Annotated in this window: 27 protein-coding genes; all 27 read right to left on the bottom strand. The window is 41.7% G+C overall.

Annotated elements, in window-relative coordinates:
* Nucleotides 1-15: 15 nt before the first annotated feature.
* Nucleotides 16-882 carry a ribosome biogenesis GTPase YlqF gene (gene ylqF / locus ACOSV2_RS02990; RefSeq protein WP_113968238.1) on the bottom strand — a complete coding sequence of 289 codons (867 nt, stop codon included), beginning with the start codon at nucleotides 880-882 and terminating at the stop codon, nucleotides 16-18.
* Nucleotides 883-910: 28 nt separating this feature from the next.
* Nucleotides 911-1450, bottom strand: a complete 540-nt coding sequence (lepB, locus tag ACOSV2_RS02985; RefSeq protein WP_113968239.1) for a signal peptidase I — start codon at nucleotides 1448-1450, stop codon at nucleotides 911-913.
* A 187-nt stretch (nucleotides 1451-1637) separates the two neighbouring features.
* Nucleotides 1638-1982, bottom strand: a complete 345-nt coding sequence (gene rplS / locus ACOSV2_RS02980) for a 50S ribosomal protein L19 (RefSeq protein ID WP_032088854.1) — start codon at nucleotides 1980-1982, stop codon at nucleotides 1638-1640.
* Nucleotides 1983-2118: 136 nt separating this feature from the next.
* The gene (trmD, locus tag ACOSV2_RS02975; protein ID WP_181778051.1) at nucleotides 2119-2853 is read right to left on the bottom strand and encodes a tRNA (guanosine(37)-N1)-methyltransferase TrmD; all 735 of its coding nucleotides are present in this window, start codon (nucleotides 2851-2853) and stop codon (nucleotides 2119-2121) included.
* Nucleotides 2853-3371 carry a ribosome maturation factor RimM gene (rimM, locus tag ACOSV2_RS02970; RefSeq protein ID WP_113968241.1) on the bottom strand — a complete coding sequence of 173 codons (519 nt, stop codon included), beginning with the start codon at nucleotides 3369-3371 and terminating at the stop codon, nucleotides 2853-2855. The genes trmD and rimM overlap by 1 nt, the downstream gene beginning before the upstream one ends.
* 17 nt (nucleotides 3372-3388) lie before the next feature.
* The gene (locus tag ACOSV2_RS02965; RefSeq protein ID WP_428973862.1) at nucleotides 3389-3775 is read right to left on the bottom strand and encodes a YlqD family protein; all 387 of its coding nucleotides are present in this window, start codon (nucleotides 3773-3775) and stop codon (nucleotides 3389-3391) included.
* A 239-nt stretch (nucleotides 3776-4014) separates the two neighbouring features.
* Nucleotides 4015-4248 (bottom strand): KH domain-containing protein, encoded by a 234-nt coding sequence (locus tag ACOSV2_RS02960; protein WP_428973861.1) that lies wholly within the window; start codon nucleotides 4246-4248, stop codon nucleotides 4015-4017.
* A 12-nt stretch (nucleotides 4249-4260) separates the two neighbouring features.
* Nucleotides 4261-4533: a 30S ribosomal protein S16 gene (rpsP, locus tag ACOSV2_RS02955; RefSeq protein ID WP_113968244.1), complete on the bottom strand. Its 273-nt coding sequence runs from the start codon at nucleotides 4531-4533 to the stop codon at nucleotides 4261-4263.
* Nucleotides 4534-4651: 118 nt separating this feature from the next.
* The gene (gene ffh, locus ACOSV2_RS02950) at nucleotides 4652-5995 is read right to left on the bottom strand and encodes a signal recognition particle protein (RefSeq protein WP_428973860.1); all 1344 of its coding nucleotides are present in this window, start codon (nucleotides 5993-5995) and stop codon (nucleotides 4652-4654) included.
* A 12-nt stretch (nucleotides 5996-6007) separates the two neighbouring features.
* Nucleotides 6008-6340: a putative DNA-binding protein gene (locus tag ACOSV2_RS02945; protein ID WP_113968246.1), complete on the bottom strand. Its 333-nt coding sequence runs from the start codon at nucleotides 6338-6340 to the stop codon at nucleotides 6008-6010.
* A gap of 184 nt (nucleotides 6341-6524) precedes the next feature.
* On the bottom strand, nucleotides 6525-7514 hold the full coding sequence (ftsY, locus tag ACOSV2_RS02940; protein ID WP_428973859.1) for a signal recognition particle-docking protein FtsY: 990 nt from the start codon (nucleotides 7512-7514) through the stop codon (nucleotides 6525-6527).
* A gap of 17 nt (nucleotides 7515-7531) precedes the next feature.
* Nucleotides 7532-11098, bottom strand: coding sequence for a chromosome segregation protein SMC (smc, locus tag ACOSV2_RS02935; RefSeq protein ID WP_428973858.1), 3567 nt, complete (start codon nucleotides 11096-11098; stop codon nucleotides 7532-7534).
* 11 nt (nucleotides 11099-11109) lie between these two features.
* Nucleotides 11110-11856 (bottom strand): ribonuclease III, encoded by a 747-nt coding sequence (gene rnc, locus ACOSV2_RS02930; protein WP_113968249.1) that lies wholly within the window; start codon nucleotides 11854-11856, stop codon nucleotides 11110-11112.
* A gap of 193 nt (nucleotides 11857-12049) precedes the next feature.
* Nucleotides 12050-12283 (bottom strand): acyl carrier protein, encoded by a 234-nt coding sequence (gene acpP, locus ACOSV2_RS02925; RefSeq protein ID WP_113968250.1) that lies wholly within the window; start codon nucleotides 12281-12283, stop codon nucleotides 12050-12052.
* 93 nt (nucleotides 12284-12376) lie between these two features.
* Nucleotides 12377-13120, bottom strand: coding sequence for a 3-oxoacyl-[acyl-carrier-protein] reductase (fabG, locus tag ACOSV2_RS02920; RefSeq protein ID WP_428973857.1), 744 nt, complete (start codon nucleotides 13118-13120; stop codon nucleotides 12377-12379).
* Nucleotides 13117-14064, bottom strand: a complete 948-nt coding sequence (gene fabD / locus ACOSV2_RS02915; protein WP_428973856.1) for an ACP S-malonyltransferase — start codon at nucleotides 14062-14064, stop codon at nucleotides 13117-13119. The genes fabG and fabD overlap by 4 nt, the downstream gene beginning before the upstream one ends.
* Nucleotide 14065: 1 nt before the next feature.
* A complete protein-coding gene (plsX, locus tag ACOSV2_RS02910) occupies nucleotides 14066-15055 on the bottom strand; it encodes a phosphate acyltransferase PlsX (protein WP_428973855.1) in 990 nt (329 codons plus the stop codon).
* Nucleotides 15056-15637, bottom strand: coding sequence for a transcription factor FapR (gene fapR, locus ACOSV2_RS02905; protein ID WP_113968254.1), 582 nt, complete (start codon nucleotides 15635-15637; stop codon nucleotides 15056-15058).
* Between the two features lie 92 nt (nucleotides 15638-15729).
* On the bottom strand, nucleotides 15730-17781 hold the full coding sequence (gene recG / locus ACOSV2_RS02900) for an ATP-dependent DNA helicase RecG (protein WP_428973854.1): 2052 nt from the start codon (nucleotides 17779-17781) through the stop codon (nucleotides 15730-15732).
* Nucleotides 17768-18661 carry an L-serine ammonia-lyase, iron-sulfur-dependent, subunit alpha gene (gene sdaAA / locus ACOSV2_RS02895; RefSeq protein ID WP_113968256.1) on the bottom strand — a complete coding sequence of 298 codons (894 nt, stop codon included), beginning with the start codon at nucleotides 18659-18661 and terminating at the stop codon, nucleotides 17768-17770. Before sdaAA ends, recG begins: the two co-directional genes overlap by 14 nt.
* A gap of 49 nt (nucleotides 18662-18710) precedes the next feature.
* Entirely contained in the window at nucleotides 18711-19373 is a 663-nt protein-coding gene (sdaAB, locus tag ACOSV2_RS02890) for an L-serine ammonia-lyase, iron-sulfur-dependent subunit beta (RefSeq protein WP_113968257.1), read from the bottom strand.
* Nucleotides 19374-19469: 96 nt separating this feature from the next.
* A complete protein-coding gene (locus tag ACOSV2_RS02885; protein ID WP_428973853.1) occupies nucleotides 19470-21134 on the bottom strand; it encodes a DAK2 domain-containing protein in 1665 nt (554 codons plus the stop codon).
* Between the two features lie 15 nt (nucleotides 21135-21149).
* The gene (locus ACOSV2_RS02880; protein WP_034755738.1) at nucleotides 21150-21512 is read right to left on the bottom strand and encodes an Asp23/Gls24 family envelope stress response protein; all 363 of its coding nucleotides are present in this window, start codon (nucleotides 21510-21512) and stop codon (nucleotides 21150-21152) included.
* A gap of 236 nt (nucleotides 21513-21748) precedes the next feature.
* Nucleotides 21749-21937, bottom strand: a complete 189-nt coding sequence (rpmB, locus tag ACOSV2_RS02875) for a 50S ribosomal protein L28 (RefSeq protein WP_034755741.1) — start codon at nucleotides 21935-21937, stop codon at nucleotides 21749-21751.
* 454 nt (nucleotides 21938-22391) lie between these two features.
* Nucleotides 22392-22472, bottom strand: a complete 81-nt coding sequence (spoVM, locus tag ACOSV2_RS02870) for a stage V sporulation protein SpoVM (protein WP_032088878.1) — start codon at nucleotides 22470-22472, stop codon at nucleotides 22392-22394.
* Nucleotides 22473-22585: 113 nt separating this feature from the next.
* Nucleotides 22586-23233 (bottom strand): thiamine diphosphokinase, encoded by a 648-nt coding sequence (locus tag ACOSV2_RS02865; RefSeq protein ID WP_428973852.1) that lies wholly within the window; start codon nucleotides 23231-23233, stop codon nucleotides 22586-22588.
* Nucleotides 23234-23292: 59 nt separating this feature from the next.
* The gene (gene rpe / locus ACOSV2_RS02860) at nucleotides 23293-23943 is read right to left on the bottom strand and encodes a ribulose-phosphate 3-epimerase (RefSeq protein ID WP_428973851.1); all 651 of its coding nucleotides are present in this window, start codon (nucleotides 23941-23943) and stop codon (nucleotides 23293-23295) included.

The raw sequence follows: 23943 nt of genomic DNA, 5'->3' as shown, positions 1-23943 counted from the left end.
TTTACAGCCTCTTTATTATTCGCTCTCCCGCTCAGTCTCACCAATGATATCAAACGTCATGGGTCCTAATTGTACATTTCGAATGTCACGGACGATAAGTTCAGATGTCTTGTCATAATTCACTTCTCCACCAGCCATCAGACAGCCTCTTTTAGTTCCAATTTCATTAAAGCTATCCACTACTTCTTCAGGAATTTCTTCAAGGCCGTAGCGCTCTTCTAATCGGTCTGGATAGTGCTCTTCAAGAAATCGCAAACCATAAACGGCGATATCCTGTAAATTCAGGATGGTATCTTTAATGGCACCGGTCAATGCCAGTTTATATCCAACTTGCGGATCTTCAAACTTTGGCCATAAAATCCCCGGCGTGTCGAGTAGTTCAAGCTCTTTCCCCACTTTGATCCATTGCTGGGCTTTTGTCACTCCAGGAGTATTTCCTGTTTTCGCTATATTTTTCTTTGCCAGGCGATTGATTAATGTGGATTTCCCTACGTTAGGAATACCGACAATCATGGCTCTTATGGCACGAGGTCTCATTCCTCTTGATTTCATGCGGTCGAACTTTTCTTTTAATATTTCTTTAGCGGCTTGAACTATGACTTGAAGTCCTTTGCCAGCCTGTGCATTTACAGCAAGAGCTGTTATTCCTTGCTCTTTAAAATAAGAAATCCACTGATTCGTTCTATTTTTATCTGCCATGTCTGCTTTATTTAACAAAACAAGTCGGGGCTTTTGTCCAATAATTTCTTCTATCATTGGATTTCTTGACGATAACGGTATTCTCGCATCTACTAATTCAATCACAATGTCTACAAGTTTTAACTTCTCAGTAACTTGTCTACGAGCTTTAGCCATATGCCCTGGGAACCATTGTATTGTCATATGACCACCTCCAAACAACTTTTTTCTATTATTTCACGAAACCTATATCTTTAACAGGCCAATAGATCACTTTTGTATCACCAATCACTTCTTCCATTGGAACTGTACCGATGTGACGACTATCTTTACTGAAACGGCGATTGTCACCCATCACAAAAATTTCCCCTTCTGGAACAGTGCCTTTTTCAATGATATCATTCAAAGTGAAATCTTCTGTTAATACACCATCATTTAATTGATCTTTATACTCTTGTAAATATGGCTCAGTATACGCTTTTCCATTAATATATAATGTATCATTTTTGTACTCTACTTCATCCCCCGGGAGCCCGATGACACGTTTGATATAATCCTTTTGTTCAGGTGCGTGGAAAACGACGATATCAAATCGCTCCGGCTCCCCTAATTTACTCACAATCATTCGATCTCCATTATGTAAAGTAGGCATCATTGATAATCCATCGACAACAATGGGTGCAAATAAAAAGAATCTGATAATTGCAGCCAAACCTACTGCGATCAACAGTGCCTTCATCCACTCCCACCACTCATTTTTCTCTTTAACCACATCTCCACCACCCAATGTATTTTTCTATCTTTTTCTATTCTACTAGAAATTCTTGTATTTCTCATTAAAAAAAAGGTGGCTTCATTAAAATAGGCAGTCCGTCTGTGGGACATTTATTTATTACACAAGAAAAGGTCTTCTAGAATAAGGAAAAGGAGCTTGTCTCCAAGCTCCTTTTCTTACGTTCTTATCGAATTTCTTTAATACGTGCCGCTTTACCACGCAGGTTACGCAGGTAATAAAGTTTCGCACGACGGACTTTACCGCGACGAATAACTTCTAATTTAGCGATTTTTGGTGTGTGTACTGGGAAAGTACGTTCAACACCTACACCGTAAGAAATTTTACGAACAGTAAATGTTTCGCTGATACCGCCACCGCGGCGTTTGATTACTACTCCTTCATATACCTGAATACGTTCACGAGTACCCTCAACGATGTTAACGTGTACACGTACTGTATCACCAGGACGGAAAGATGGTAGATCAGAGCGAAGTTGTTCTTTCGTAATATCTTCGATTAATTTGTGCATCTTTTTCAACTCCTTCCAACAGATGCTCTTACAAAAGCGATAGATTGCAGCGGAACATCGGGATCAATGGCAACAGGGGATAACCCCTTAAGCCACAAAGAATATAATATCACACAGACAACCAGGATGCAATAGCCTATTTAGACTTTCTCCAATCCTCTATCCAGGCTTTTTGTCGATCTGTGAGTGTATAGCTTTCTAATAGATCCGGTCTTCTTTCAAAGGTTCTTCTCAGACTCTCCTTTTCTCTCCATTCATCTATCAGACGATGATTCCCTGAGATCAGCTCATCTGGTACCTTCATCCCCCTAAAGTCCGACGGACGGGTATAATGGGGATGCTCAAGGAGTCCTGATGAGAACGAATCCTGAATGGGTGAATCCTCATTCCCAAGCACCCCAGGAAGCAGGCGAACTACACTATCGATGACAACCATGGCGCCAAGTTCTCCACCAGTTAATACATAGTCTCCAATCGATATTTCGTCCGTTACAACATGCTCCCTGATACGCTCATCATAGCCTTCATAATGACCGCAAATAAATACGAGATGTTCTTCCTTAGCAAGTTCCTCTGCCTTTTGCTGTGTATAGCGTTCACCCTGCGGGCACATCAGGACGACCCTTGGCTTTGATTGTTTCTCATTCCTTAAGGCATCGACCGCATCAAAGATAGGCTGTGGCTTCAATACCATTCCGGCTCCTCCACCATAAGGATAATCATCAACTTGATTATGTTTATTATCAGCGTATTCTCTGAAGTTAATTACATTGTAGCTTACGGCTTCTTTTTCGTAAGCCTTCTTAAGAATCGATTCACCAAAGATCCCCTCGAACATAGCCGGGAATAGAGACAGGACATCAATCCTCATCATGACAACAAGCCTTCCATCGGTTCAATCGTAACGAGCTGTTTCTCTATGTCGATCGTCTTCACGATATCCTCTATGTAAGGGATAAGGTATTCTTTCCCTCTTTGCCCCTTCACAACCCATACGTCGTTCGCTCCCGGGCTTAGAATCTCTTTTATGGTCCCAAGCTCTTCCCCGGCAGTTGTTAAGACCTTACAGCCAACGATTTCGTGGAAATAGTATTCTCCTTCTTCAAGTTCCTGTAATTGGTCTTCCTGTACCTTCAGGATACCTTCTTTAAACTTCTCAACCTCATTGATATTTTCATACCCTTCGAAGGTCAATAAATCAAAGCTCTTATGATTTCGATGAGATTTGATCACGAGACTGATCGGTTCTTGGTTTTGACCTTGAAACAAATAAAGTGTGTTACCTTTTTGATATCGCTCCTCGGGAAAATCTGTCGTAGAAACGATCTTTAATTCTCCTTTAACTCCATGAGTATTGACAATCTTACCTACATTAAACCACTTTTCCATCACTTTCACCTCTTGCCTCAACGAATTTCTTTCACAATACCATCTTCAATAATAATTGTCTTAGAAAGTGCTTCTTCTTCCCAATTGTCACCAACTTGAATGTCAACCATACCTTGGACTTCCTTTTCCTTTAGCTCGCTTCCAATAGGAAGGATATTTAACTGCTCGATTTGGAAATCCAAGAGCTTGATCTTTTCAGCCCGCTCATTCAATTCTCTTTCGAAGTGCTGGTTTAATTTATGAGAAGGGTATTTCTTACCACGTTCAATCTTTTTCATTTCGAACTGTAACTGATCGCTTTCCTTGGCTAAATGAAACTTTTGACTTTCATATCGTTTCATTAACAGATCCTTACTCTTTTCTGTTAACACCTGTTTAATCGTAATCGTATGTATCACATTCAACAGTTCTTCCTCCTCCTTCTATTCACCCCACGCTGTCGTACTTTATCCTTAGGGTGTTCTCTTGGGGGAGTGTTGGATTGTGCAGGTCTTTCTTTAGATCATGCAGCATAAGCCTATGAAAAAGGGGACTGACGTCTTAAGGCTATATAGTAACCTTTGTGGGTCAGTCCCCTGATTCTATAGAGTCGGTGTTCAAGGTCTTAGGACCCTTTCGTGTAAAGAGCCAAATGTTGGCTTCCTTACTCCACTATCTCTAAGAAGATTTTCTTCTGTTGTGAAGATCCTGCTGCAGCGTATACCACAGTTCGAATCGATTTAGCTACTCTCCCTTGTTTCCCAATGACCTTCCCCATGTCTTCAGGATGAACAGATAACTTATAGGTTATGTCGTTCGTTCCTTCATCAGTTTCGATGTGGACTGAGTCCGGATGGTCAACTAAGGGTTTCACAATCGTTAGAATAAGATCCTTCATCGATCTAATCGATTACTTGCTGTTTTTAGCATTGTGGAATTTTTCCATAATGCCTTGTTTTGAGAATAGGTTACGAACTGTGTCAGATGGTTTAGCACCATTGGATAACCATTTAAGAGCCAACTCTTCATCAATTTTCACTTCAGCTGGTTTAGCAACCGGGTTGTAAGTTCCAACTGTTTCGATTTGACGTCCATCACGTGGTGAACGAGAATCTGCAACTACGATACGATAGAAAGGAGATCTTTTTGATCCCATACGTTTTAATCTGATTTTTACTGCCATAATTAAAGCACCTCCGAATAGTTTCACACAAGTTAGTATAATATCAAATGTGTATTTTGTTTGTAAAGTGTTTTTTCTTAACAGTTCAATTTTTCTTTTGAAAAACCGAACGAATTGCTTACATAAATGGGAATTTCATCCCTTTTTTCTTACCTTTTCCTTGCATCCCACTCATTTGTTTCATCATTTTCTTCATGTCCTCGAATTGTTTGAGAAGTCGGTTTACTTCTTGAATGGACGTTCCGCTCCCTTTCGCAATTCTTTTTCGACGCGAAGCATTGATGGTTTCCGGATGAATTTTCTCATCCTTCGTCATCGATTGGATGATTGCCTCAACATGACTGATCTGCTTGTCATCGACTTGAATCTTATCCAAGCCCTTCATTTTGTTTGCTCCAGGCATCATTTTCAGTAACTCATCAAGTGGGCCCATTTGCTTCACTTGACCTAATTGCTCCAGGAAATCATCAAAAGTGAAAGACATGGTACGCATTTTTTGTTCAAGTTCTTTGGCTTTCTCTTCATCAACATTGGCCTGAGCTTTCTCAATAAGGGAAAGAACATCTCCCATACCAAGGATCCGTGATGCCATGCGCTCAGGATGGAATGCTTCTAACGCATCCATCTTCTCACCCATCCCAACAAATTTAATTGGTTTTTCAGTGACTGAACGGATGGATAAAGCGGCCCCGCCTCGGGTATCACCATCAAGTTTTGTCAGGACAACACCCGATATGCCAAGATCCTCATTAAAGCTTTGGGCAACATTAACCGCATCTTGACCTGTCATGGCATCCACTACGAGGAATATCTCATCTGGATTTGAGAGTTCTTTAATTTCTTTCAACTCTCCCATTAGGTTTTCATCAATGTGAAGTCGACCTGCTGTATCAATCAGAACATAATCGTGATGTTCTTCTTTTGCCTTTTCGATGGCTCTTTTCGCAATTTCAACCGGACTCACCTGATCTCCCAGCGAAAACACAGGTAGGCTTAGTTGCTTCCCGATGGTTTCTAACTGCTTAATGGCAGCGGGACGGTAAATATCTGCAGCCACCAATAGTGGTTTGCGGTTATGTTTCTTTCGAAGCAGGTTCGCAAGTTTTCCAGTGGTCGTCGTTTTACCTGCACCTTGCAAACCAACCATCATAATGACAGTCGGAGGGCGTTTAGCGACGGAAATCTGACTTTGTTCGCCACCCATCAAGTTTGTAAGCTCTTCCTGAACAACTTTAATGACCTGTTGTCCTGGTGTAAGACTCTTCATGACTTCTTGTCCGACAGCCCGTTCACTTACTTTCTTGACGAATTGCTTCACCACTTTAAAATTAACGTCTGCTTCCAGAAGAGCAAGACGAACTTCACGCATCATCTCTTTAACATCCGCTTCTGAAATCTTTCCTTTTCCACGGATTTTTTGTATTGTACCTTGCAGTCGGTCGGCTAATCCTTCAAATGCCATTCATGCCGCCTCCTAATCCAATATTTCAAGATCATCAATGAGTTTTAAACAATGAGAAGAATCGATTGATGATTCCCCTATTTTTTGTCTGAGTTGATCAAGAATCTCGTTGCGTTCTTGAAATTTATTAAATAATAAAAGCTTTTCTTCGTACTCCTCGATCATGGCCTCTGTTCGTTTAATGTTATCATACACTGCTTGTCGACTAACATTATACTCTTCAGCGATTTCTCCTAAAGAGAAATCATCCAAATAATAGAGGGACATATAGCTTCTCTGCTTAGGAGTTAACAAAGATTGATAAAAATCGTAGAGATAATTCATTCTGGTCGTTTTCTCCAGCACGGATATCCCTCCTTGTTAAGTGAAAAACCTTTACATATGAAGAATACAGTGTTTACGGGTGTTTGTCAAGAATACTTATGGATTTTCCATAGAGAATATCCCAAACTCCCCACACAAAAGAAGAGTAACCTGCAAGACGACTTCTCAAAGTCTTCCAAACAGGCTACCCTATCGATTCTTGAATCTATTCTTCTTCTTTATCAACCAGGTTTGAGAATAAGCCGTATACATACTTTTCAGCATCGAAAGGCTGGAGGTCGTCCATTTTTTCTCCTAGACCTACAAATTTCACAGGGATCTCAAGCTCGTTTCTGATCGCAAGGACAATACCGCCTTTTGCCGTACCATCGAGCTTCGTCAGGACGATTCCTGAGACATTTGTTGCTTCTTTAAAGGTTTTCGCTTGCACCATGGCATTTTGACCTGTGGTCGCGTCAAGAACGAGTAATACTTCGTGGGGGGCACCTGGAACTTCTCTTTCGATCACCCGCTTCACTTTTTCAAGTTCTTTCATCAGATTCACTTTATTTTGTAATCTTCCTGCTGTATCACAAATAAGAATATCCGCTTTTTTTGCTTTAGCTGATTGAACTGCATCAAACATAACCGCAGCCGGATCGCTTCCTGCAGCTTGCTTAATGACGGGAACTCCTACACGCTCACCCCATACTTCAAGCTGTTCGATCGCTCCTGCACGGAATGTATCACCTGCTGCAAGTACCACATTCTTGCCTTGTTCCTTGAACATGTGAGCCATCTTCCCAATGGTCGTCGTCTTTCCTACACCATTCACACCGACAAACAGTAAAACCGTCAGCTGATCATCTTGAATGTTCAGGTTGCTGTCCTCATCACGATTTCCTTGGTAGATTTCAACAAGCTTCTCTGAAATGACTGATTGAACATCATCTGTGTCTTGAATATTCTTTCGCTTCACTTCAAGCTTTAGTTCGTCTATCAGTTCCATGACCGTATCAAAACCAACATCCGCACCGATCAGGATTTCTTCCAGCTCTTCAAAGAATTCTTCATCCACTTTACGGTATCTCGCAACCAGGTCATTGACCTTTGTTGTAAAGTTATTTCTCGTTTTACTTAGTCCATCTTTGAATTTATCTGATACGTTGTCACTAGATTGTGTAAATTTATCTTTAAGCTTCTTAAAAAAACTCAACTTTCACACCCCACTCATTAAGTTTCTAACAATTCCTTTGTTTCTTGCAGTCTTACTGATACTAATTTGGACACACCGGATTCCTGCATCGTTACACCGTAAAGCACGTGGGCTTCTTCCATTGTTCCTTTACGATGGGTAATGACGATGAATTGTGTTTCGTCACTGAATTTCTTTAAATATTGGCTGAACCTCTGTACATTTGCTTCATCAAGAGCTGCCTCTACCTCATCCAGTATACAGAATGGCACGGGTCTGATCTTGAGGATTGAAAACAGCAGGGCAATGGCCGTTAAGGCTCGTTCTCCCCCGGACATCAGCCCAAGGTTCTGCAGCTTCTTCCCTGGAGGCTGGGCTACTATATCAACCCCCGTATGAAGGAGATCAGATGGGTCAGTCAGCTTCAACTGCGCTCTCCCCCCTCCAAACAATGCTCTAAATACCCCTTCAAATTCCACTTGAATCGCCGTGAAGGTTTGATCAAAGCGTTTGATCATTTCTGTGTCCATCTCATTAATGACCAGATAAAGAGTGTCCACCGCTTCCGTCAGGTCATTCCTCTGCTCTACTAAAAATTCGTATCTTTCCTTCACTCGTTCATATTCATCAATGGCACCGAGATTAACGGTTCCCAGTTCTTCCAAGGCCAATTTCACAAGTTTCACTTTCTTTCTCGCTTCTTCGACCCCAATCGTTAAGGGATAATCTGACTTAGCTGCTTCAAACGAAAGCATATACTCATCGCGTAAATGATCAAGTCTATTTTCCAGTTCAACATCCAGACGATTGATTTTCACTTCCTCGTCTCTTAAAGCTCCTACCAACCCTTTATGCTGACGCTTTAATTCTTTCAACTGGAGCTCCTCGTCTTCAACCGTATGTTGAAGATTCAAGCGCTCTTCCCGTCGTAAAGAAATCAAATTTGAAGTTTCTGATTTTTGAACCGAACACTCTTCAGCCTTCTTCCCAAGCTGCTCTTCTCCTGAAAAATTATCCTTCATTTCAGTCTGCAGCCACTCCAAATCGTCTTGTAAAGTCGACTTTCGCTTGTTTGTTTCGACGATCGTTTCCTGCACACGAATTAATTGATTACGACTGTTCACCAATTGCTCGTTTCGTGCGGCCAGGTTTGCTTTTATATCACTGATTTCATTCAATAAAGCATCCTTGGACGTTCGTTCACTATTCTTTTGGAGAGTAAGCTCGCTAATCTTTTGATCGAGCCTTGTAATATCTTCTCCTATTTCATCCAGAGACGCTCTTAATTCTTTCGTTCTGGAATCATGCTTCTCTTTAACCGACGTAAAGTCTTTTTTCTCCAAATCATATAGTGAAAGCCTTTCATCCAGATTCTGCTGGGATAATTCATTTTCACGAAGCTTTGAAAGAAGCTCTTGCTCCTTGAGTCGCAAATGCTCTCCTTTCACCCTCATTTCTTCCAGCTTCTTCTCTCTGAAGCTGCTTTCTTCTTTCAGTGATTTCACTTGAGATTGAAGATGTTCAGTCTGGTCTTCCATCGTTGCAAGCTTTTCTTTCATTTCTTCAAGCTCACCTTTTCGGGAGAGAAGCGAATTTTTCTTTTGCTTCACGGTACCACCGGACATGGACCCGCCGGGATTCACCACATCTCCGTCCAGGGTCACTAGACGGTAGCGATATTGTATAAGCTTAGCGATTTCATTTGCTCCCTTTAAATCCTTCGCGATGATCACATTTCCAACCAGGTTCGAAATCACCATTTGGAAACGCTGATCATAATTCAGCAAGTCGGTTCCAACTCCTATAAAGGAAGGATGACCCTTCAGCATATTTTTTTGACTATCGGGTATCGATTTCCCTTTGATGACATTCATCGGTAAGAAAGTAGCACGGCCGTATTGGTTTTTCTTTAAGAAAGCAATGGCTTTTCGGCCGTCTTCTTCAGTATCAACCACGATATGCTGCATGGAGGCTGCCAGAGCTGTCTCCATAGCTGTTTCATATGATTTAGGTACGGTTATCAGTTCAGCCACCGCTCCTTGAACCCCGGTTAACTGACCGTCACGTTCCTTTAGGACTTCTTTTACACCTTGGAAGAAACCTGTATAGTCGTCTTCCATTTCCTCAAGCATTTCTTTCCGGGATTTCGCCTGTTGCAGGAATTGAAAAGCTTGATATAGGGTTTTTTCTTGCTTTTCGTATTTTGCCTTCACCGACTCAAGCTTTTGCTGTTCCTCACGATAGAAGAATATGTGCTCATCGATTACCTCTTTTTGCTCCTGCAGCAGTTTCGAAAGTTCTTTGTGACTCAGATGCAATTCATCACGCTGAATCACATACTTTTCATTTTCTGCTTCTAATCGGCCGCTTCGATTGGATTGTTGCTCCAGCTGCTGCTCAAGGTACTGGATTTCATTTTTGGCTGACGCCTGCTGATTCAGCTTTTCAATGTAATCACTTTTGAAGGATTCTATTACATCTTCAATATTTTCATTGTAATGCTTAAATTGATTCTGTTTTGTTATGAGCAGCTCTTTTAGTTCCTTAACGACTGAATCGATAGATTTGAATTCCATTTCTGCTTTTTCTTTTTCAGAAGTAAGTTGTCGAATTTGTTCCCCTGCTTCATCTATCGATTGTATTAATTGAGTTTCGTTGGAAGAGGAATTTTTCTTACGTTCCACTAATACTTGCTTCCTACCCTCAAGTTTCTCCAATTCTTCACTTGTAGCGAGGAGCACTTCCTGAAGATTTGAAATCGACTCATCAAGAGCCGCAATTTTATCACGTGTTTGGGTCAGAACGGCTTCTTTCTTTTGTATACGGGTGGAAAGTGCCAGCTCTTCTTTTCCATGATGTTCAAATTCTTCACTAAGCCTTTCCCACTGCTTATGTAAATCCTCAATATCATAGACCGTCAATGCGACCTCGAACTTCTCCAGCTCTTCTTTTTTCTCCAAATAATCACGTGCCATCGAAGCTTGAATTTTAAGGGGTTCTACCTGCCCTTCCAACTCATGAAGAATATCATTCACACGATTAAGATTTTCCTGTGTTTCGAATAACTTATTCTCCGCCTTTTTCTTCCGTGTTTTATACTTCAATACCCCGGCTGCCTCTTCAAAAATGGTTCTACGTTCTTCTGGCTTACTATTCAGGATTTCCTCCACTTTCCCCTGACTGATAATGGAGAACGCTTCTTTCCCTAAACCTGAATCCATGAATAATTCAATGATGTCTTTCAATCGACAAGGTTGCTTATTCAGTAAATACTCACTATCTCCAGAGCGGTACACTCTTCTTGTAACACTGATTTCACTGTAATCGATCGGAAGGGTACCGTCTTCATTATCCAGGACAAGGGTTACCTCTGCTATGTTAAGGGCTTTTCTTGAATCACTCCCGGCAAATATAACATCTTCCATTTTCGATCCGCGCAGACTTTTCGCTGATTGCTCACCCAGTACCCAGCGAATCGCATCTATAATATTGCTTTTACCACTGCCGTTTGGTCCCACAACGGCTGTAACACCCGGGACAAACTCCACGGATATTCTTTCTGCAAAAGATTTAAACCCCATTACTTCTAGTTGTTTGAGGAACATCTTCTTTCCCCCTATTTAGCGTCTAGCTTTTGTTTTAGCTTCTCAAGAGCCTTCTGTGCGGCTTGTTGTTCAGCTTCCTTCTTAGATCGGCCTTTTCCAATGCCTAATTCATCGTCATTTAAACTCACTCGGGAAATAAACTGCCGGTTATGGGCAGGCCCGCTTTCTTCAAGGATGCTGTATTCAATCATCCCTGCACTGCCCCGTTGGACCAGCTCTTGTAACTGACTCTTATAATCCATCACATGAGAAAAAGCACCGACGTTAATTTTTGGATAGACAACTTTTTCAAGGATTGAAATCACTGTTTCTAACCCTTGATCCAAATATACCGCTCCGATAAACGCCTCGAAGACATCTGCGAGTAATGCTGGTCTTTCCCGACCGCCCGTCATTTCTTCACCTTTACCAAGTAAGATGAGTTCACCGAAATTCATTTCAATCGAGAACTTAACCAGGGAAGGCTCGCATACTATGGCTGCCCTTAATTTCGTAAGTTCACCCTCACTCATCATTGGATACTTCTTGAAAAGAAATTGAGAAACCGTTAACTCCAAAACGGCATCCCCAAGAAATTCTAAGCGTTCGTTGTCTTCATAAGGCTTACGACGATGCTCATTCACATAGGATGAATGAGTAAAAGCTTGTTTAAGTAGTTTTTCATCATTAAATTGAATTCCGATTTCATCCTGAAACGTTTTAAACTTACTATCATTTTTATGTCTGGATATTCCTTTGTTTCTACTTTGCTTCCGCATAAGGCACTCCACCTTGCTCTATATGTTCTCTTTTTTCTACTTATCAAGTTTATGCTAAAAAAAGCAATTACGCAAAAGTTTCTTGCGCATGTCAGAACACAAATAAACTTGGTAGAAGTGAGACCTCTACCAAGTTTTAAATGGTTTTGAATGAAAGATCAGCTTGTGCTTATCTTTTAATTCAATCTAACGATTAAGCTTTTGCTTTTATGTAGTTCACAGCATCACCTACTGTGCCGATTTTTTCAGCATCATCGTCAGAGATTTCCATGTCAAATTCATCTTCAAGTTCCATAACCAGCTCAACTACATCAAGGGAGTCAGCTCCTAGATCTTCTTTGAAAGAAGCTTCAAGAGTTACTTGAGATTCATCTACACCTAGACGATCTACGATAATTTTTGTTACACGATCTAATACTTCTGCCATATTTGTCACCTCCCCTCAAGTATTATAGAGCATTTTGACCTCTAATGAAAAGAGTATCCACGAAAACAATTGATAAATTATTATTTTTTGCCGTTACATGACCATTCCACCATCGATATGGAGAGTTTGCCCAGTCATATAAGAAGCAGATTCAGATGCAACGAACGTTACCACCTTCGCTACATCCTGAGGATCACCAAAGCGGCTTAAAGGGATTTGCTTTAACATTTCTATACGTACATCTTCCGGAAGCTGATCCGTCATATCAGTGGAAATGAAACCCGGAGCGATTGCATTCACCGTGATGCCTCGGGGTGCCAATTCTTTGGCTGTTGTTTTCGTTAATCCGATCACACCAGATTTAGCTGCCACATAGTTTGCCTGTCCAGGGTTTCCACTCACACCGACAATCGAAGAAATATTGATGATTCGACCGCTTCTTTGCTTCATCATTTGGCGTGTAACGGCCTTGGTGCATAGGAAAACACCTTTAAGATTGATGTTGATGACATCATCCCATTCAGCTTCTTTCATTCTCATTAATAAATTATCCTTCGTGATTCCAGCATTATTAACAAGAATATCCACTGAACCGAATTGGCCAATCGTTTCCTTCACCATTGCTTGAACAGCATCACTATCTGCTACATTACATTGTACGGCAATGGCTTCCCGGCCTAAACCTTTAATCTCATCGACGACTTCATTAGCCTTCGCTTCACTACCAGAATAGTTGACGGCTACATTACAGCCTTCACGGGCAAGCTCAAGGGCAATCTCCCTTCCGATACCCCGGGACGCTCCCGTTACAAGGGCAACCTTTCCTTCTAAATTCATTTCGCTTCCTCCTTTAAGGCTTGGATGGTTTGTTCCAAGGATGCTTCATCTTGAACAGTATACGTTTTCACCCGTCTATTCACTTTCTTCACTAAACCTGAGAGTACTTTACCAGGTCCAACTTCAATGAACGTATCCACGTCTAATTCAAGCAATTTCTCAACAGAATCTTCCCATTGAACAGGTGAGTATAATTGTTCGATTAATAAACGCTTGATTTCTTCACGATTGGTTACAGGTTCTGCCGTTACATTCGCAATGACCGGTACAGCTGCATCTTCAATCGTAATTGAATCCAAAATGGAAACAAACTGATCTGCAGCAGGTTTCATTAATTGAGAATGGAATGGCCCACTCACTTGAAGTGGAATGACCCTCTTCGCGCCAGCTTCTTTGGCTTTCTCTGAAGCAAGTTCCACTCCTTTCACCGTACCTGAAATCACAATTTGACCAGGACAATTTAAGTTTGCCAGCCCTACTGGATGTCCCTCTTTCGTTACAAGATCGGTAATCTCTTTTAGCGGCTCTCTTGGCATGCCCAGAACAGCAGCCATCGTGCCTTCTCCACTTGGAACCGCTTCTTCCATGAATTCCCCTCTTTTACGAACAGCATACACCGCATCTTCAAAGCGGAGGGCACCCGCAGCTACCAGGGCGGAATATTCACCTAAACTATGTCCGGCCGTATAATCTGCTGTAATACCTTCTGATTTTAAACGATCTAGAATCGCGATGCTCGTTGTTAATAAAGCCGGCTGTGCATTTGTCGTTTGAGTAAGCTCTTCTTGCGGTCCATCAAATATAACACTTGTTAATTCCGATTCCAATCTTTCATCCGCTTTAGTGAAATACGCTTGTACTTCAGGGTATTTGTCAGCTAATTCTTTTCCCATCCCGACAGTTTGAGAACCTTGTCCAGGAAAAATGAACGCAATTTTACTCATGTTATTCTTCACTCCCTTTGATAGCATCCTTAATAGTATTGGAGACATTGTGTTTCACCATTTCCCTGGCTTGTCTCATGGCATTATATAGGGCAATTTCATTCGAGGAGCCATGGGCTTTAATCACCGGTGCCTTCAGACCAAATAAGCCCGCGCCTCCATACTCTGTATAATCAAGCATATTCTTCATTTGCTTTAAATCATTTTTCACTAATCCTGCAGCCAATTTATTTTTTGTTGACGATGTAAACGTCTTTTTAAGCATAGAGAAAACAGAAAGAGCCGTTCCCTCAATCGTCTTCAACACCATGTTGCCGGTAAACCCATCGGTTACGACGACATCCGCAGGACCTTCAAGTAAGTCCCTGGACTCTACATTTCCAATAAAATGAATAGGAGCGTCCTTCAATAATTGGAACGTCTTCTTGGTTAATTCATTCCCTTTTTTATCTTCTGTCCCGATGTTTAATAAACCTATGCGAGGATTGTTGATACCTCTAACTTTCTCGGCATATATGCTCCCCATGATGGCATATTGAAACAGATGTTCAGGCTTGGCATCTACATTTGCACCTAAATCGAGCATAAGAAACCCCTTACCATCCAATGTTGGAAGAGTAGGTGCCAAGGCAGGTCGTTCGATTCCATCAATTCTGCCTACAATGAACAATCCAGCAGTCATAAGGGCACCTGTATTCCCTGCTGAAATACACGCATCCGCTTCTCCATTTTTGACCGCTTGTGCCATCAGAACCATCGATGCATTCTTTTTGCGTTTGACGGCTCTTACAGGTTCGTCTGTCGCCTCGATCACTTCATCCGTATGAACGATTGTCAATCGATCACCTGGTGTGATGTACTGTTTGATTTGCTTTTCATCTCCGTACAAGACCACTTCTATATCATTAAATTCACTTAATGCCCGTTTTACACCAAGAACTATTTCTTTAGGAGCATGATCTCCGCCCATTGCATCTACGGCTAACTTCATCTACGCTTCATCCTTTGCAGATTTTTTAGAGCGATACATCTCAAATTCACCTGTGAAAACGAGTTCGCCACCGACTACACTTTGAACTTCTACAGTTGTTCGATCCTTTTGATCTTTCATATGTATCACTTTCGCTTTCGCAACAACACGCTCACCTTCCCTTACAGGTCGGGTAAACCGGATCGTTGACTTGGCTGTTAACGCTAAATCATCATTAATTACGGCAACAGCAAGAGAGTTCGCTTGAGCAAATAAATGGTGCCCCCTTGCTATCCCATTTCGAACGAAAACATGCTCTTGTTTCACATCAAAAATGGAAATCGCACTCTGATCTAACTCTATATCAATAATTTCTCCAATGATCTCTTCAATAGGTAATGATTTTACTTCATCTTCAAATGATTTCTCTGCCACATATTTAATCCGTTCACGAAGTTCAGGAATCGATAATTCCATACGATCCAACCTGATCGTCTGCACACTTACTCGAAAACGCTCCGCTAATTCTTCATCCGTTATGAAAGGATTTTCCTTTATCGTGTCTGTAAGGTTTCCCTGTCTTTCTTTCTTTGAAAGTCTCAATATCAACACCGTCCAGTATTAGTACTAGGTACTAATAGTAGTATATAATCAAAAAAAGCAGATTGCAAGAAATAATCTCACAATCTGCCTGTCTAGTCTAGCTTTTCACCCTCTAATATCCCCGACCCGGATAAATACTCCCTGAGTGGTTCATATTCGGGATTCTTCCAAAAATGATCGGATTGAATCAAGCCTGCAGCATCATCTCTCGCAACTTCCAACGCACGATAGTCATGCACCATATCTGCCACTTTAAACTCAGGAAGCCCACTCTGCTTTCTACCAAAGAAATCCCCTGGACCCCTCAGCTCAAGGTCTTTTTCACTCAGAACAAATCCATCATTGGTTTCCGTCATGATCTTCATTCGTTCTTTTCCAACCTCTGTTTTCGGTTCGGCAAGAAGAATGCAATAGGATTGATGTTCGCCACGTCCAACCCTTCCCCTTAATTGATGAAGCTGAGACAACCCAAAGCGCTCGGCATCATATATCATCATGAAAGTAGCGTTTGGAACATTCACACCAACTTCAACAACCGTGGTGGATACAAGTACTTGAAGACGATTTGCACTAAATTCCCTCATCACTCCATCCTTTTCATCAGGGTGAAGCCTTCCATGCATCAATCCGACGTTGAAACGTCCTTCAAAGTAGTGCAGCAATTGATTGTATACATCTATCGCATTTTGAACATCCAGTTTGTCCGACTCTTCAATCAGCGGACATATCACATAGGCCTGCCTGCCTTGATCTAACTCTTTGTCCATAAACGAAAGCACCCTTGATAGCATATCCGCCTTAGCCCAATAAGTTTCAATCGACTTTCTTCCTGCTGGCATTTGGTCGATTATACTTACATCCATTTCACCAAACACCGTAATGGCCAGCGTCCGTGGAATCGGAGTCGCTGTCATAAATAATACATCAGGACTTTCTCCTTTTTCCCTGAGCACACGTCTTTGATTCACCCCAAAGCGATGCTGCTCATCGGTTACAACGAGTCCGAGATGCTTAAATTGAACATCCTCCTGAATAAGTGCATGTGTTCCAATAAGAATATCAATTTCTCCGTCTTTTAATTTTTCTACTAAAAGCCGTCTTCTTTTTCCTTTTACCGAGCTTGTTAACAGGGCAACAGAAAGGCCCACAGGTTCCAACAATTCACTCAGAGAGTTTGCGTGCTGTTCTGCCAGAATTTCTGTAGGGACCATTAAAGCCCCTTGATATCCTGCGGTTACACTGGAGTATAAGGCAATTGCCGATACGACCGTCTTCCCGGAACCAACGTCACCCTGTAAAAGGCGGTTCATACGATAAGGGGACTTCATATCTGCTGAAATTTCGTTTACCACTCGCTTTTGTGCATCAGTTAAAGGAAACGGCAAAGAGTCAATAAAAGCTTTGACCTTATCCAGATCATAATGCTGCTGCATGCCAGACGAATGTTCTCTTTCAAATTTTCTAAGCGCCTGCATTTTCAGCTGAAACAACAAGAACTCTTCATACACAAATCGTCTTCTCGCCTGCTTCATGTCTTCAGTGGAATCTGGAAAGTGAAGATGATAAAGAGCATCATTTCGACTTGCCAGCTTATATTTCTCCAATAGATGATGAGGCAGGTTCTCCGTCAGCAAATAACTGTAGTCCTGAAAAGCCTTTTTAATGAATTTTCTAAGTGTGTTGTTTTTAATAGATCCTTTTAAAGAATAAACAGGTTCAAAGTCCCCCTGTTTCCCATGGGGTCCCGACTGAAAATACTGAACCGTTATGATTTGCCTGTTCTTATCCCATTTCCCTGTCACGGTCACCGTATCGTGAAGGTTTATTTTCTTCTTTAAATACGGTTGATTAAAAAATACAGCCTGCACTAAATTTCTACCGACCAATATTCGTAGGGTCAAACGGGATTTTTTTCTCCCATAATACACTAATGCAGGTTCTGAATGGACCTTCCCTTCCACTGTGACACGCTCATCATGGGCGACTTCCTCCAAGTCTCGAAGCCTGTAATCCTCGTACCTGTAAGGCAGGTATTCTAACAAATCCAGAACAGAATAAATCCCCATTGCATTCAGCTGTACAGCTTTTTCTTCACCAATCCCCTTGATGTCCTGGATCGTTAGCCCTTCATTATGAGTCTTCACGTTTATTCAGGGAAACCCCAAAGATTTTCGCTTCAAGCTCCCTGCCTGTAGGGGTGGCAGCCAATCCACCTTGAGCCGTTTCACGGAGAGCCACCGGCATTGTTTGACCGATTTTGTACATGGCGTCAATCACTTCATCACATGGAATACGACTTGTTATGCCTGCAAGGGCCATATCCGCTGCAACCATTGCATTGGCCGCTCCCATTGCATTCCGCTTCACACAGGGTACCTCAACGAGTCCCGCAACCGGGTCACAAACAAGACCTAACATATTCTTTAAGGTAATCGCCATGGCCTCAGCGGATTGACTGGGCGTTCCTCCTGCCATTTCAACGATCGCTGCTGCAGCCATTCCACTGGCAGATCCAACCTCAGCCTGACATCCACCCGCTGCACCTGAGATGGAAGCGTTATTCGCTACAACAAACCCAAACGCTCCAGATGCAAATAAGAAGCGGATCATTTCATCTTTTGTAGGGTTCAGCTTATTTTTAACAGCGAATAATGTTCCCGGAACAACTCCAGCAGACCCTGCAGTTGGCGTCGCACAAATCGTCCCCATGGCAGCATTCACTTCATTGGTCGCTACCGCTTTACTTACTGCATCAAGGATGGTGTCCCCGCAAAGTGAGCGGCCTTTCTCAATATATTTTTGTAAAAGCACAGCATCCCCGCCTGTTAAACCTGAATGTGATTTCACACCTTCCAGTCCTCTGGCTACTGCCTGTTCCATCACTTCAAGGTTCCTCTCCATTTGACTGTATACTTCTTCAAATGTTTTGCCTGTAAATTCTATTTCCTGTTCAATCATAATATCTGAGATTTTCTTATTTTGACTTTCAGCAAGTTCAACTAACTCTGCTACATTTCGAAACATTTAAATGACCTCCTCGCCTGAATGTAAACGCTATCATTATAGTACTTGACTAATCGGATATCCGGGTAACTTGAGTGATATTGGGCAGTGACGTCAGTTCATTAATGACAGCTTCATCAATCGGCTGATCGACTTCAATTGTCATCAATGCCATCTGACCCTTTTCTTTACGCGAAACATCCATATGCCCGATGTTCAATTGATGTTTGGCAATGATATTGGACACAGATGCAATCGCCCCAAATCGATCGTCATGAACGACCAATATAGCAGGATGATGGCCTGACAGTTTGAGCTCGAATCCGTTAAGTTCGATAATTTCAACTTTACCTCCACCGATGGAGATACCCACTAATTCGATTTCCCCTTGATCATCCCCCATCCGGATACGAGCCGTATTCGGATGATCCGTGATGGCATCTTCCTCTTGAAACTTGACCTTTATTCCTTTTTGCTTTGCTACATTGATTGATTCGATAATTCGTTCATCATATGTATCATAATCAAGGATTCCACCTACAATGGCTACGTCTGTTCCATGACCCTTGTACGTTTTTGCAAATGATCCATAAAAGGATATCGTCGCCCATTTCGGTTCCCTGCGAAACAGGTTTCTTGCCATTCTTCCTATTCTGGCAGCACCAGCCGTATGGGAGCTTGATGGACCAATCATAACAGGACCGATAATATCAAATACACTTTTGTATTTCATGACTTTTCCCCCTCACTTAACATCCCAACTATACAACCATTCTAACATAATTGAAGGGGACAAACTCAATTTAGAGCTGCCCCCTTCCTTTATTCCTTATTCAACTGAGAATATATAGGAGTAAAGTGGTTGTTTACCATTATGAACTTCCACTTCTACATCTTCATGATGCTCTTCTACATACTCTTTTAATGAATGAACGTCCTCTTCTGTTACATCTTCACCATATAGAATGGTTAATATTTCGGAGTCTTCATCCAGCATTTTCTCTAATAAGCTTTGCGCCGACTTTTGACGGTCCTGTTCAGAAATAACAATCTTACCTTCTACGATTCCCATGAAGTCATCTTTCGCAATCGCAACACCATCAATATTCGTATCTCTTACAGCGAACGTGATTTGACCCGTTTTGACCTGCTTTGAAGCTTCAGTCATGAACTGCTTATTGTCTTCAACAGAGGCAGATGGATTAAAGGCAAGTAATGCAGCCATACCTTGAGGTACTGTCTTCGTTGGTACAACAGCTACTTCCATTTCAAGAACTTCTGCCGCTTGATCTGCTGCCATAATAATGTTTTTATTATTTGGCATGATAATGACTTTCTTCGCATTGACTTCTTCAACAGCTTTCACGATATCCTCCGTACTTGGATTCATCGTTTGACCACCTTCGATCACAGCGGTAGCTCCGATGCTTTTGAACAACTCGGAGATCCCTTCACCCATCGCAACCGTTACAATGGCAAAGTCAACTTCTTTTGGTGCAGCAGGAGCTTGAGCTTTCACTGGCTTTGCTTCACCAACGATGCTGCTGTGCTGCTGTCTCATGTTCTCGATCTTGATATTGATGAGACTTCCATATTTATGACCATACGTCAATACATCACCAGGTTGTTCAGAATGGATATGTACTTTAGCTAATTCATCGTCACTTATGACAAGCAGGGAATCACCGAATCCGCTTAAATCCTGACGGAAATCTTCTTCATCAAATGATTGTTTGTCTTGTTCAAATCTGACCATGAATTCAGTGCAATATCCAAATTCAATATCCTCCGTACTCATGAAATCTTGAGCTGTTTTATGGTGCTCGGCACTCACGAGATCATTCATCGACGGTAATGAAGCTTGATTTGAAACCTTTTCTCCCTTTAGTTCAGCTAAAAATCCTTCATATACGAATAGTAGTCCTTGACCACCACTATCAACCACTCCCACTTCCTTTAGGACAGGAAGTAAATCAGGTGTACGATTTAACGAAGACTGAGCCTCATCGACGATTGCCTGCATTAGCTTTACGAAATCATTTTCTGTTTCAGCTACAGAAACACCTTTTCTGGCAGCATCTTTCGCAACCGTTAGAATCGTTCCTTCAACAGGTTTCATAACCGCTTTATACGCCGTTTCCACACCTGTTTGAAGTGCATTGGCAAATTCTGCACTTGATAAGGATTCTTTCCCTTCAATCGCTTTACCAAAGCCTCTGAACAATTGGGATAAGATAACACCTGAGTTACCTCTCGCTCCCATCAATAACCCTTTTGAAAGAGCGGCAGCCACATTTCCAATATGACCTTGAATATGGTTTTGAACTTCCTTCGCACCAGAAGTCATGGATAAATTCATATTTGTTCCAGTATCACCATCAGGAACAGGAAAAACGTTCAGCGCGTCAACCAGCTGCGCATGCGCAGATAATTGGGTGGCACCTTGTATCACCATTTCAGCAAAACGTTTTCCTTCCAAAGATGTAATCGACACGAATCTTCCTCCTCACTACGGGTTCGTGACACGAACCCCCTGCACAAAAATATTTACTGAATCTACCGCCAAGCCGACGGTCTTATCAAGAGTATATTTAACCTTGGATTGTACATTATGAGCAATCTCAGAAATTTTTGTACCATAACTCACAATAATATACATATCAATATGTACTTCCTCTTCATCTTGACGAACGATCACTCCGCGAGTGAAATTTTCCTTACGTAAGATATCTGTGAAACCGTCTTTAATTTGGTTCTTTGAAGCCATTCCAACAATTCCGTAGCAATCCACCGCTGCACCTCCAGCAATCATTGCAATGACATCATTCGTAATATCAATTTGTCCGTACTGCGTTTTCAATTCGATGGACATGGAATGTTTTCCCCCTTTAATTACATGCTTGGCTAAAAACATTTTACTATAAGTATGCTGTTTTTGAAAGCTAAACTATTATCTCAAGCGTTATTTGTTGGGTATACCCTCTATTTTTTCCTTATTATTCAAAGATTAATCATTTGCTTTCTAAGAGTAAAGGAATCCATTGGTGCATGCAGATGGTGCATGAATGAAAAAAGACGCCTAAATTAGGCGCCTTCTCATTTTAAGTATTATACGCGTTCTACTTTTCCAGATTTCAACGCTCTTGCAGAAACCCATACTTTCTTAGGCTTTCCGTCTACAAGAATTCGAACTTTTTGCAGGTTTGCACCCCAAGTACGCTTGTTCGCATTCATTGCGTGAGAGCGAGCGTTACCTGAGCTAGCTTTACGGCCTGTTACTACGCATTGTTTTGCCATAATATATTCCCTCCTCACTAACAAGAAGCTGAAGTTAATTTCAGTTCCACATTTCGCTTATTATCATAAAGATACTTTAATAATTTATCACACAACTTTCTATAATGCAATACTACAATTAAAACCTTTCAAGAAAAAATACTTTACACCACGAAAAGCGGAGGCGGCTTGCCCAGAGGCGACAAGCATAAGGCGAACTAACCGGAAAGGCGCTTTTTGCCTTTTTGGTTAGTTTGACTTATGACCTCGAGCCTCTAGCCGCCGGAGCTGGACATATAGAAAAGCGGAAGGGGCTCGACCTGTGGCGAGAAGATTGGAAAGGCGCTTTTACCTTTTTGGTTAGTTTGACTTATGACCTCGAGCCTTTAGCAGCCGGAGCTGGACATCCCAGAAAAGCGGAGGCGGCTTACTAACAAAAAAGAAGATGGCATTCAAGCCACCTCCAACAAACCATTTATTCTTTTTTAAACGTTCCTAACATCGCCCTCACAAGTCCACCCAAGAATTTTGGTAATTTAATTGTATAAAAGCGCATTTTTAGTCCCTCCCCACAATCTAAAGAACGTAATGTTTCGCTTGACAACAGTTTAGTCTATTCAAGCAGTCTCAGTTAAGTACGTCTTCTTTTCTACCTGGTTTTTAGAAGCTTTAATCACTGCTTCTTATCACCATTAATATGCCATTTGAAAAGGAAAAAGTACCAGATGATTGTATAAGTTCATTACTAATACATAGTGTGGAACCTCTTGAAATATTCCGGTTTTTTAATGGATATTTAAAGCCTGAGAGGGTAATTCCTTCGACACTTTGAGTAATAGGAACGAAGGAAATATACTGTAATTCCGGGCTTTTTTCAACTGAATGTTCTCCAGATTTGGCTAGGTATAATCGATTTTGCACGTCTATGATTTCTACTACAATATCCTTATCTAAAAGCTTCGGAGTCATTAATAATTGAAGGTTGCCCATGAAATGATCAAGCCGTCCACCGGTCGCACCAAAAATGTTGATTTTGTCAGGATTCTGATCAATGGCCCAGTTCAGGGCAAGCTCCAAATCCGTTTCATTCTTTTCAGGCTTATAACGATTGACTTCCTGGACTTTTTCTTGAATCAGATCCCATTCTTCATCGGTAACTGAATCAAAATCCCCAAACGCTACCCATGGTTCTATGGATTGCTCCAACAGTGTATAAACTCCACGGTCCACCCCTATCCACTTCACTAATTCCCCGTCGTATACCTTCAATTCAGGGATGTATCTTCCTGGACCACCTGCAACTATATTGATCATCATTATCTCCACTCCTTTTCTACAAAAATGGACTGACCCAAAAGGATCAGCCCTGTCGTCTCTTATACTAGAGAACTCTTTAATTCTTCGATTGCCGCCCCTCGATCGCTGCGGTTGTAGATGGCAGAACCCGCTACAAACACATCAGCCCCTGCTTCAGCACAAATGGCTGCCGTTTCAGGGTTAATGCCTCCATCAACTTCTATTTCAAGTTCAGGGTTTACTTCATTCGCCCATTCACGAATTTGTTTGATCTTCGGAACGACAGATGGAATAAACGATTGTCCACCAAATCCAGGATTCACTGTCATTAACAGAACCATATCGACATCCGGCAAAATCGGCTTGATCATTTCTGCCGAAGTCCCAGGATTTAGGACGACTCCCGCTTTTACACCTTTGCTTTTGATCATCTGAATCGTTCTGTGCAAATGGGGGTCTGCTTCTACATGGACAGTAATATAGTCAGCTCCCGAATCTGCAAAGGCTTCAATATATTGACCTGGATTTTCAATCATAAGATGAACATCCAGTGGTAACGTTGTTAACGGACGAATCGCTTTCACGATCATTGGGCCCAATGTGATGTTCGGAACGAAGTGACCATCCATCACATCCACATGGATATAGTCGGCTCCCCCTTTTTCAACATCTTTAATTTCATTCCCTAACTCTGCAAAATTTGCAGACAGAATGGAAGGTGCGATTTTCAT

The sequence above is a fragment of the Rossellomorea sp. DUT-2 genome (assembly GCF_052665285.1).
Note: the sequence above shows the minus strand (reverse complement) of the source record. Positions and strands in the feature narration are given on the sequence as shown.

Bases quoted from the DNA above. Each gene is read 5' to 3' on its own strand.
- trmD (WP_181778051.1), bottom strand. From the start codon at position 2,853: ATGAGGATTGATGTCCTGTCTCTATTCCCGGCTATGTTCGAGGGGATC.
- rnc (WP_113968249.1), bottom strand. From the start codon at position 11,856: ATGCGGAAGCAAAGTAGAAACAAAGGAATATCCAGACATAAAAATGAT.
- ffh (WP_428973860.1), bottom strand. From the start codon at position 5,995: ATGGCATTTGAAGGATTAGCCGACCGACTGCAAGGTACAATACAAAAA.
- rimM (WP_113968241.1), bottom strand. From the start codon at position 3,371: ATGGAAAAGTGGTTTAATGTAGGTAAGATTGTCAATACTCATGGAGTT.
- rpe (WP_428973851.1), bottom strand. From the start codon at position 23,943: ATGAAAATCGCACCTTCCATTCTGTCTGCAAATTTTGCAGAGTTAGGG.
- fabD (WP_428973856.1), bottom strand. From the start codon at position 14,064: ATGAGTAAAATTGCGTTCATTTTTCCTGGACAAGGTTCTCAAACTGTC.
- rplS (WP_032088854.1), bottom strand. From the start codon at position 1,982: ATGCACAAATTAATCGAAGATATTACGAAAGAACAACTTCGCTCTGAT.
- ACOSV2_RS02960 (WP_428973861.1), bottom strand. From the start codon at position 4,248: ATGAAGGATCTTATTCTAACGATTGTGAAACCCTTAGTTGACCATCCG.
- acpP (WP_113968250.1), bottom strand. From the start codon at position 12,283: ATGGCAGAAGTATTAGATCGTGTAACAAAAATTATCGTAGATCGTCTA.
- rpmB (WP_034755741.1), bottom strand. From the start codon at position 21,937: ATGGCAAAACAATGCGTAGTAACAGGCCGTAAAGCTAGCTCAGGTAAC.
- plsX (WP_428973855.1), bottom strand. From the start codon at position 15,055: ATGAAGTTAGCCGTAGATGCAATGGGCGGAGATCATGCTCCTAAAGAA.
- ACOSV2_RS02865 (WP_428973852.1), bottom strand. From the start codon at position 23,233: ATGATGATCAATATAGTTGCAGGTGGTCCAGGAAGATACATCCCTGAA.
- ACOSV2_RS02880 (WP_034755738.1), bottom strand. From the start codon at position 21,512: ATGTCCATCGAATTGAAAACGCAGTACGGACAAATTGATATTACGAAT.
- smc (WP_428973858.1), bottom strand. From the start codon at position 11,098: ATGTTCCTCAAACAACTAGAAGTAATGGGGTTTAAATCTTTTGCAGAA.
- ylqF (WP_113968238.1), bottom strand. From the start codon at position 882: ATGACAATACAATGGTTCCCAGGGCATATGGCTAAAGCTCGTAGACAA.
- spoVM (WP_032088878.1), bottom strand. From the start codon at position 22,472: ATGCGCTTTTATACAATTAAATTACCAAAATTCTTGGGTGGACTTGTG.
- sdaAB (WP_113968257.1), bottom strand. From the start codon at position 19,373: ATGAAATACAAAAGTGTATTTGATATTATCGGTCCTGTTATGATTGGT.
- rpsP (WP_113968244.1), bottom strand. From the start codon at position 4,533: ATGGCAGTAAAAATCAGATTAAAACGTATGGGATCAAAAAGATCTCCT.
- fabG (WP_428973857.1), bottom strand. From the start codon at position 13,120: ATGAATTTAGAAGGAAAGGTTGCCCTTGTAACGGGAGCGTCCCGGGGT.
- sdaAA (WP_113968256.1), bottom strand. From the start codon at position 18,661: ATGTTTCGAAATGTAGCAGAGTTAGTTGAACTTGCTGAAAGTCAAAAT.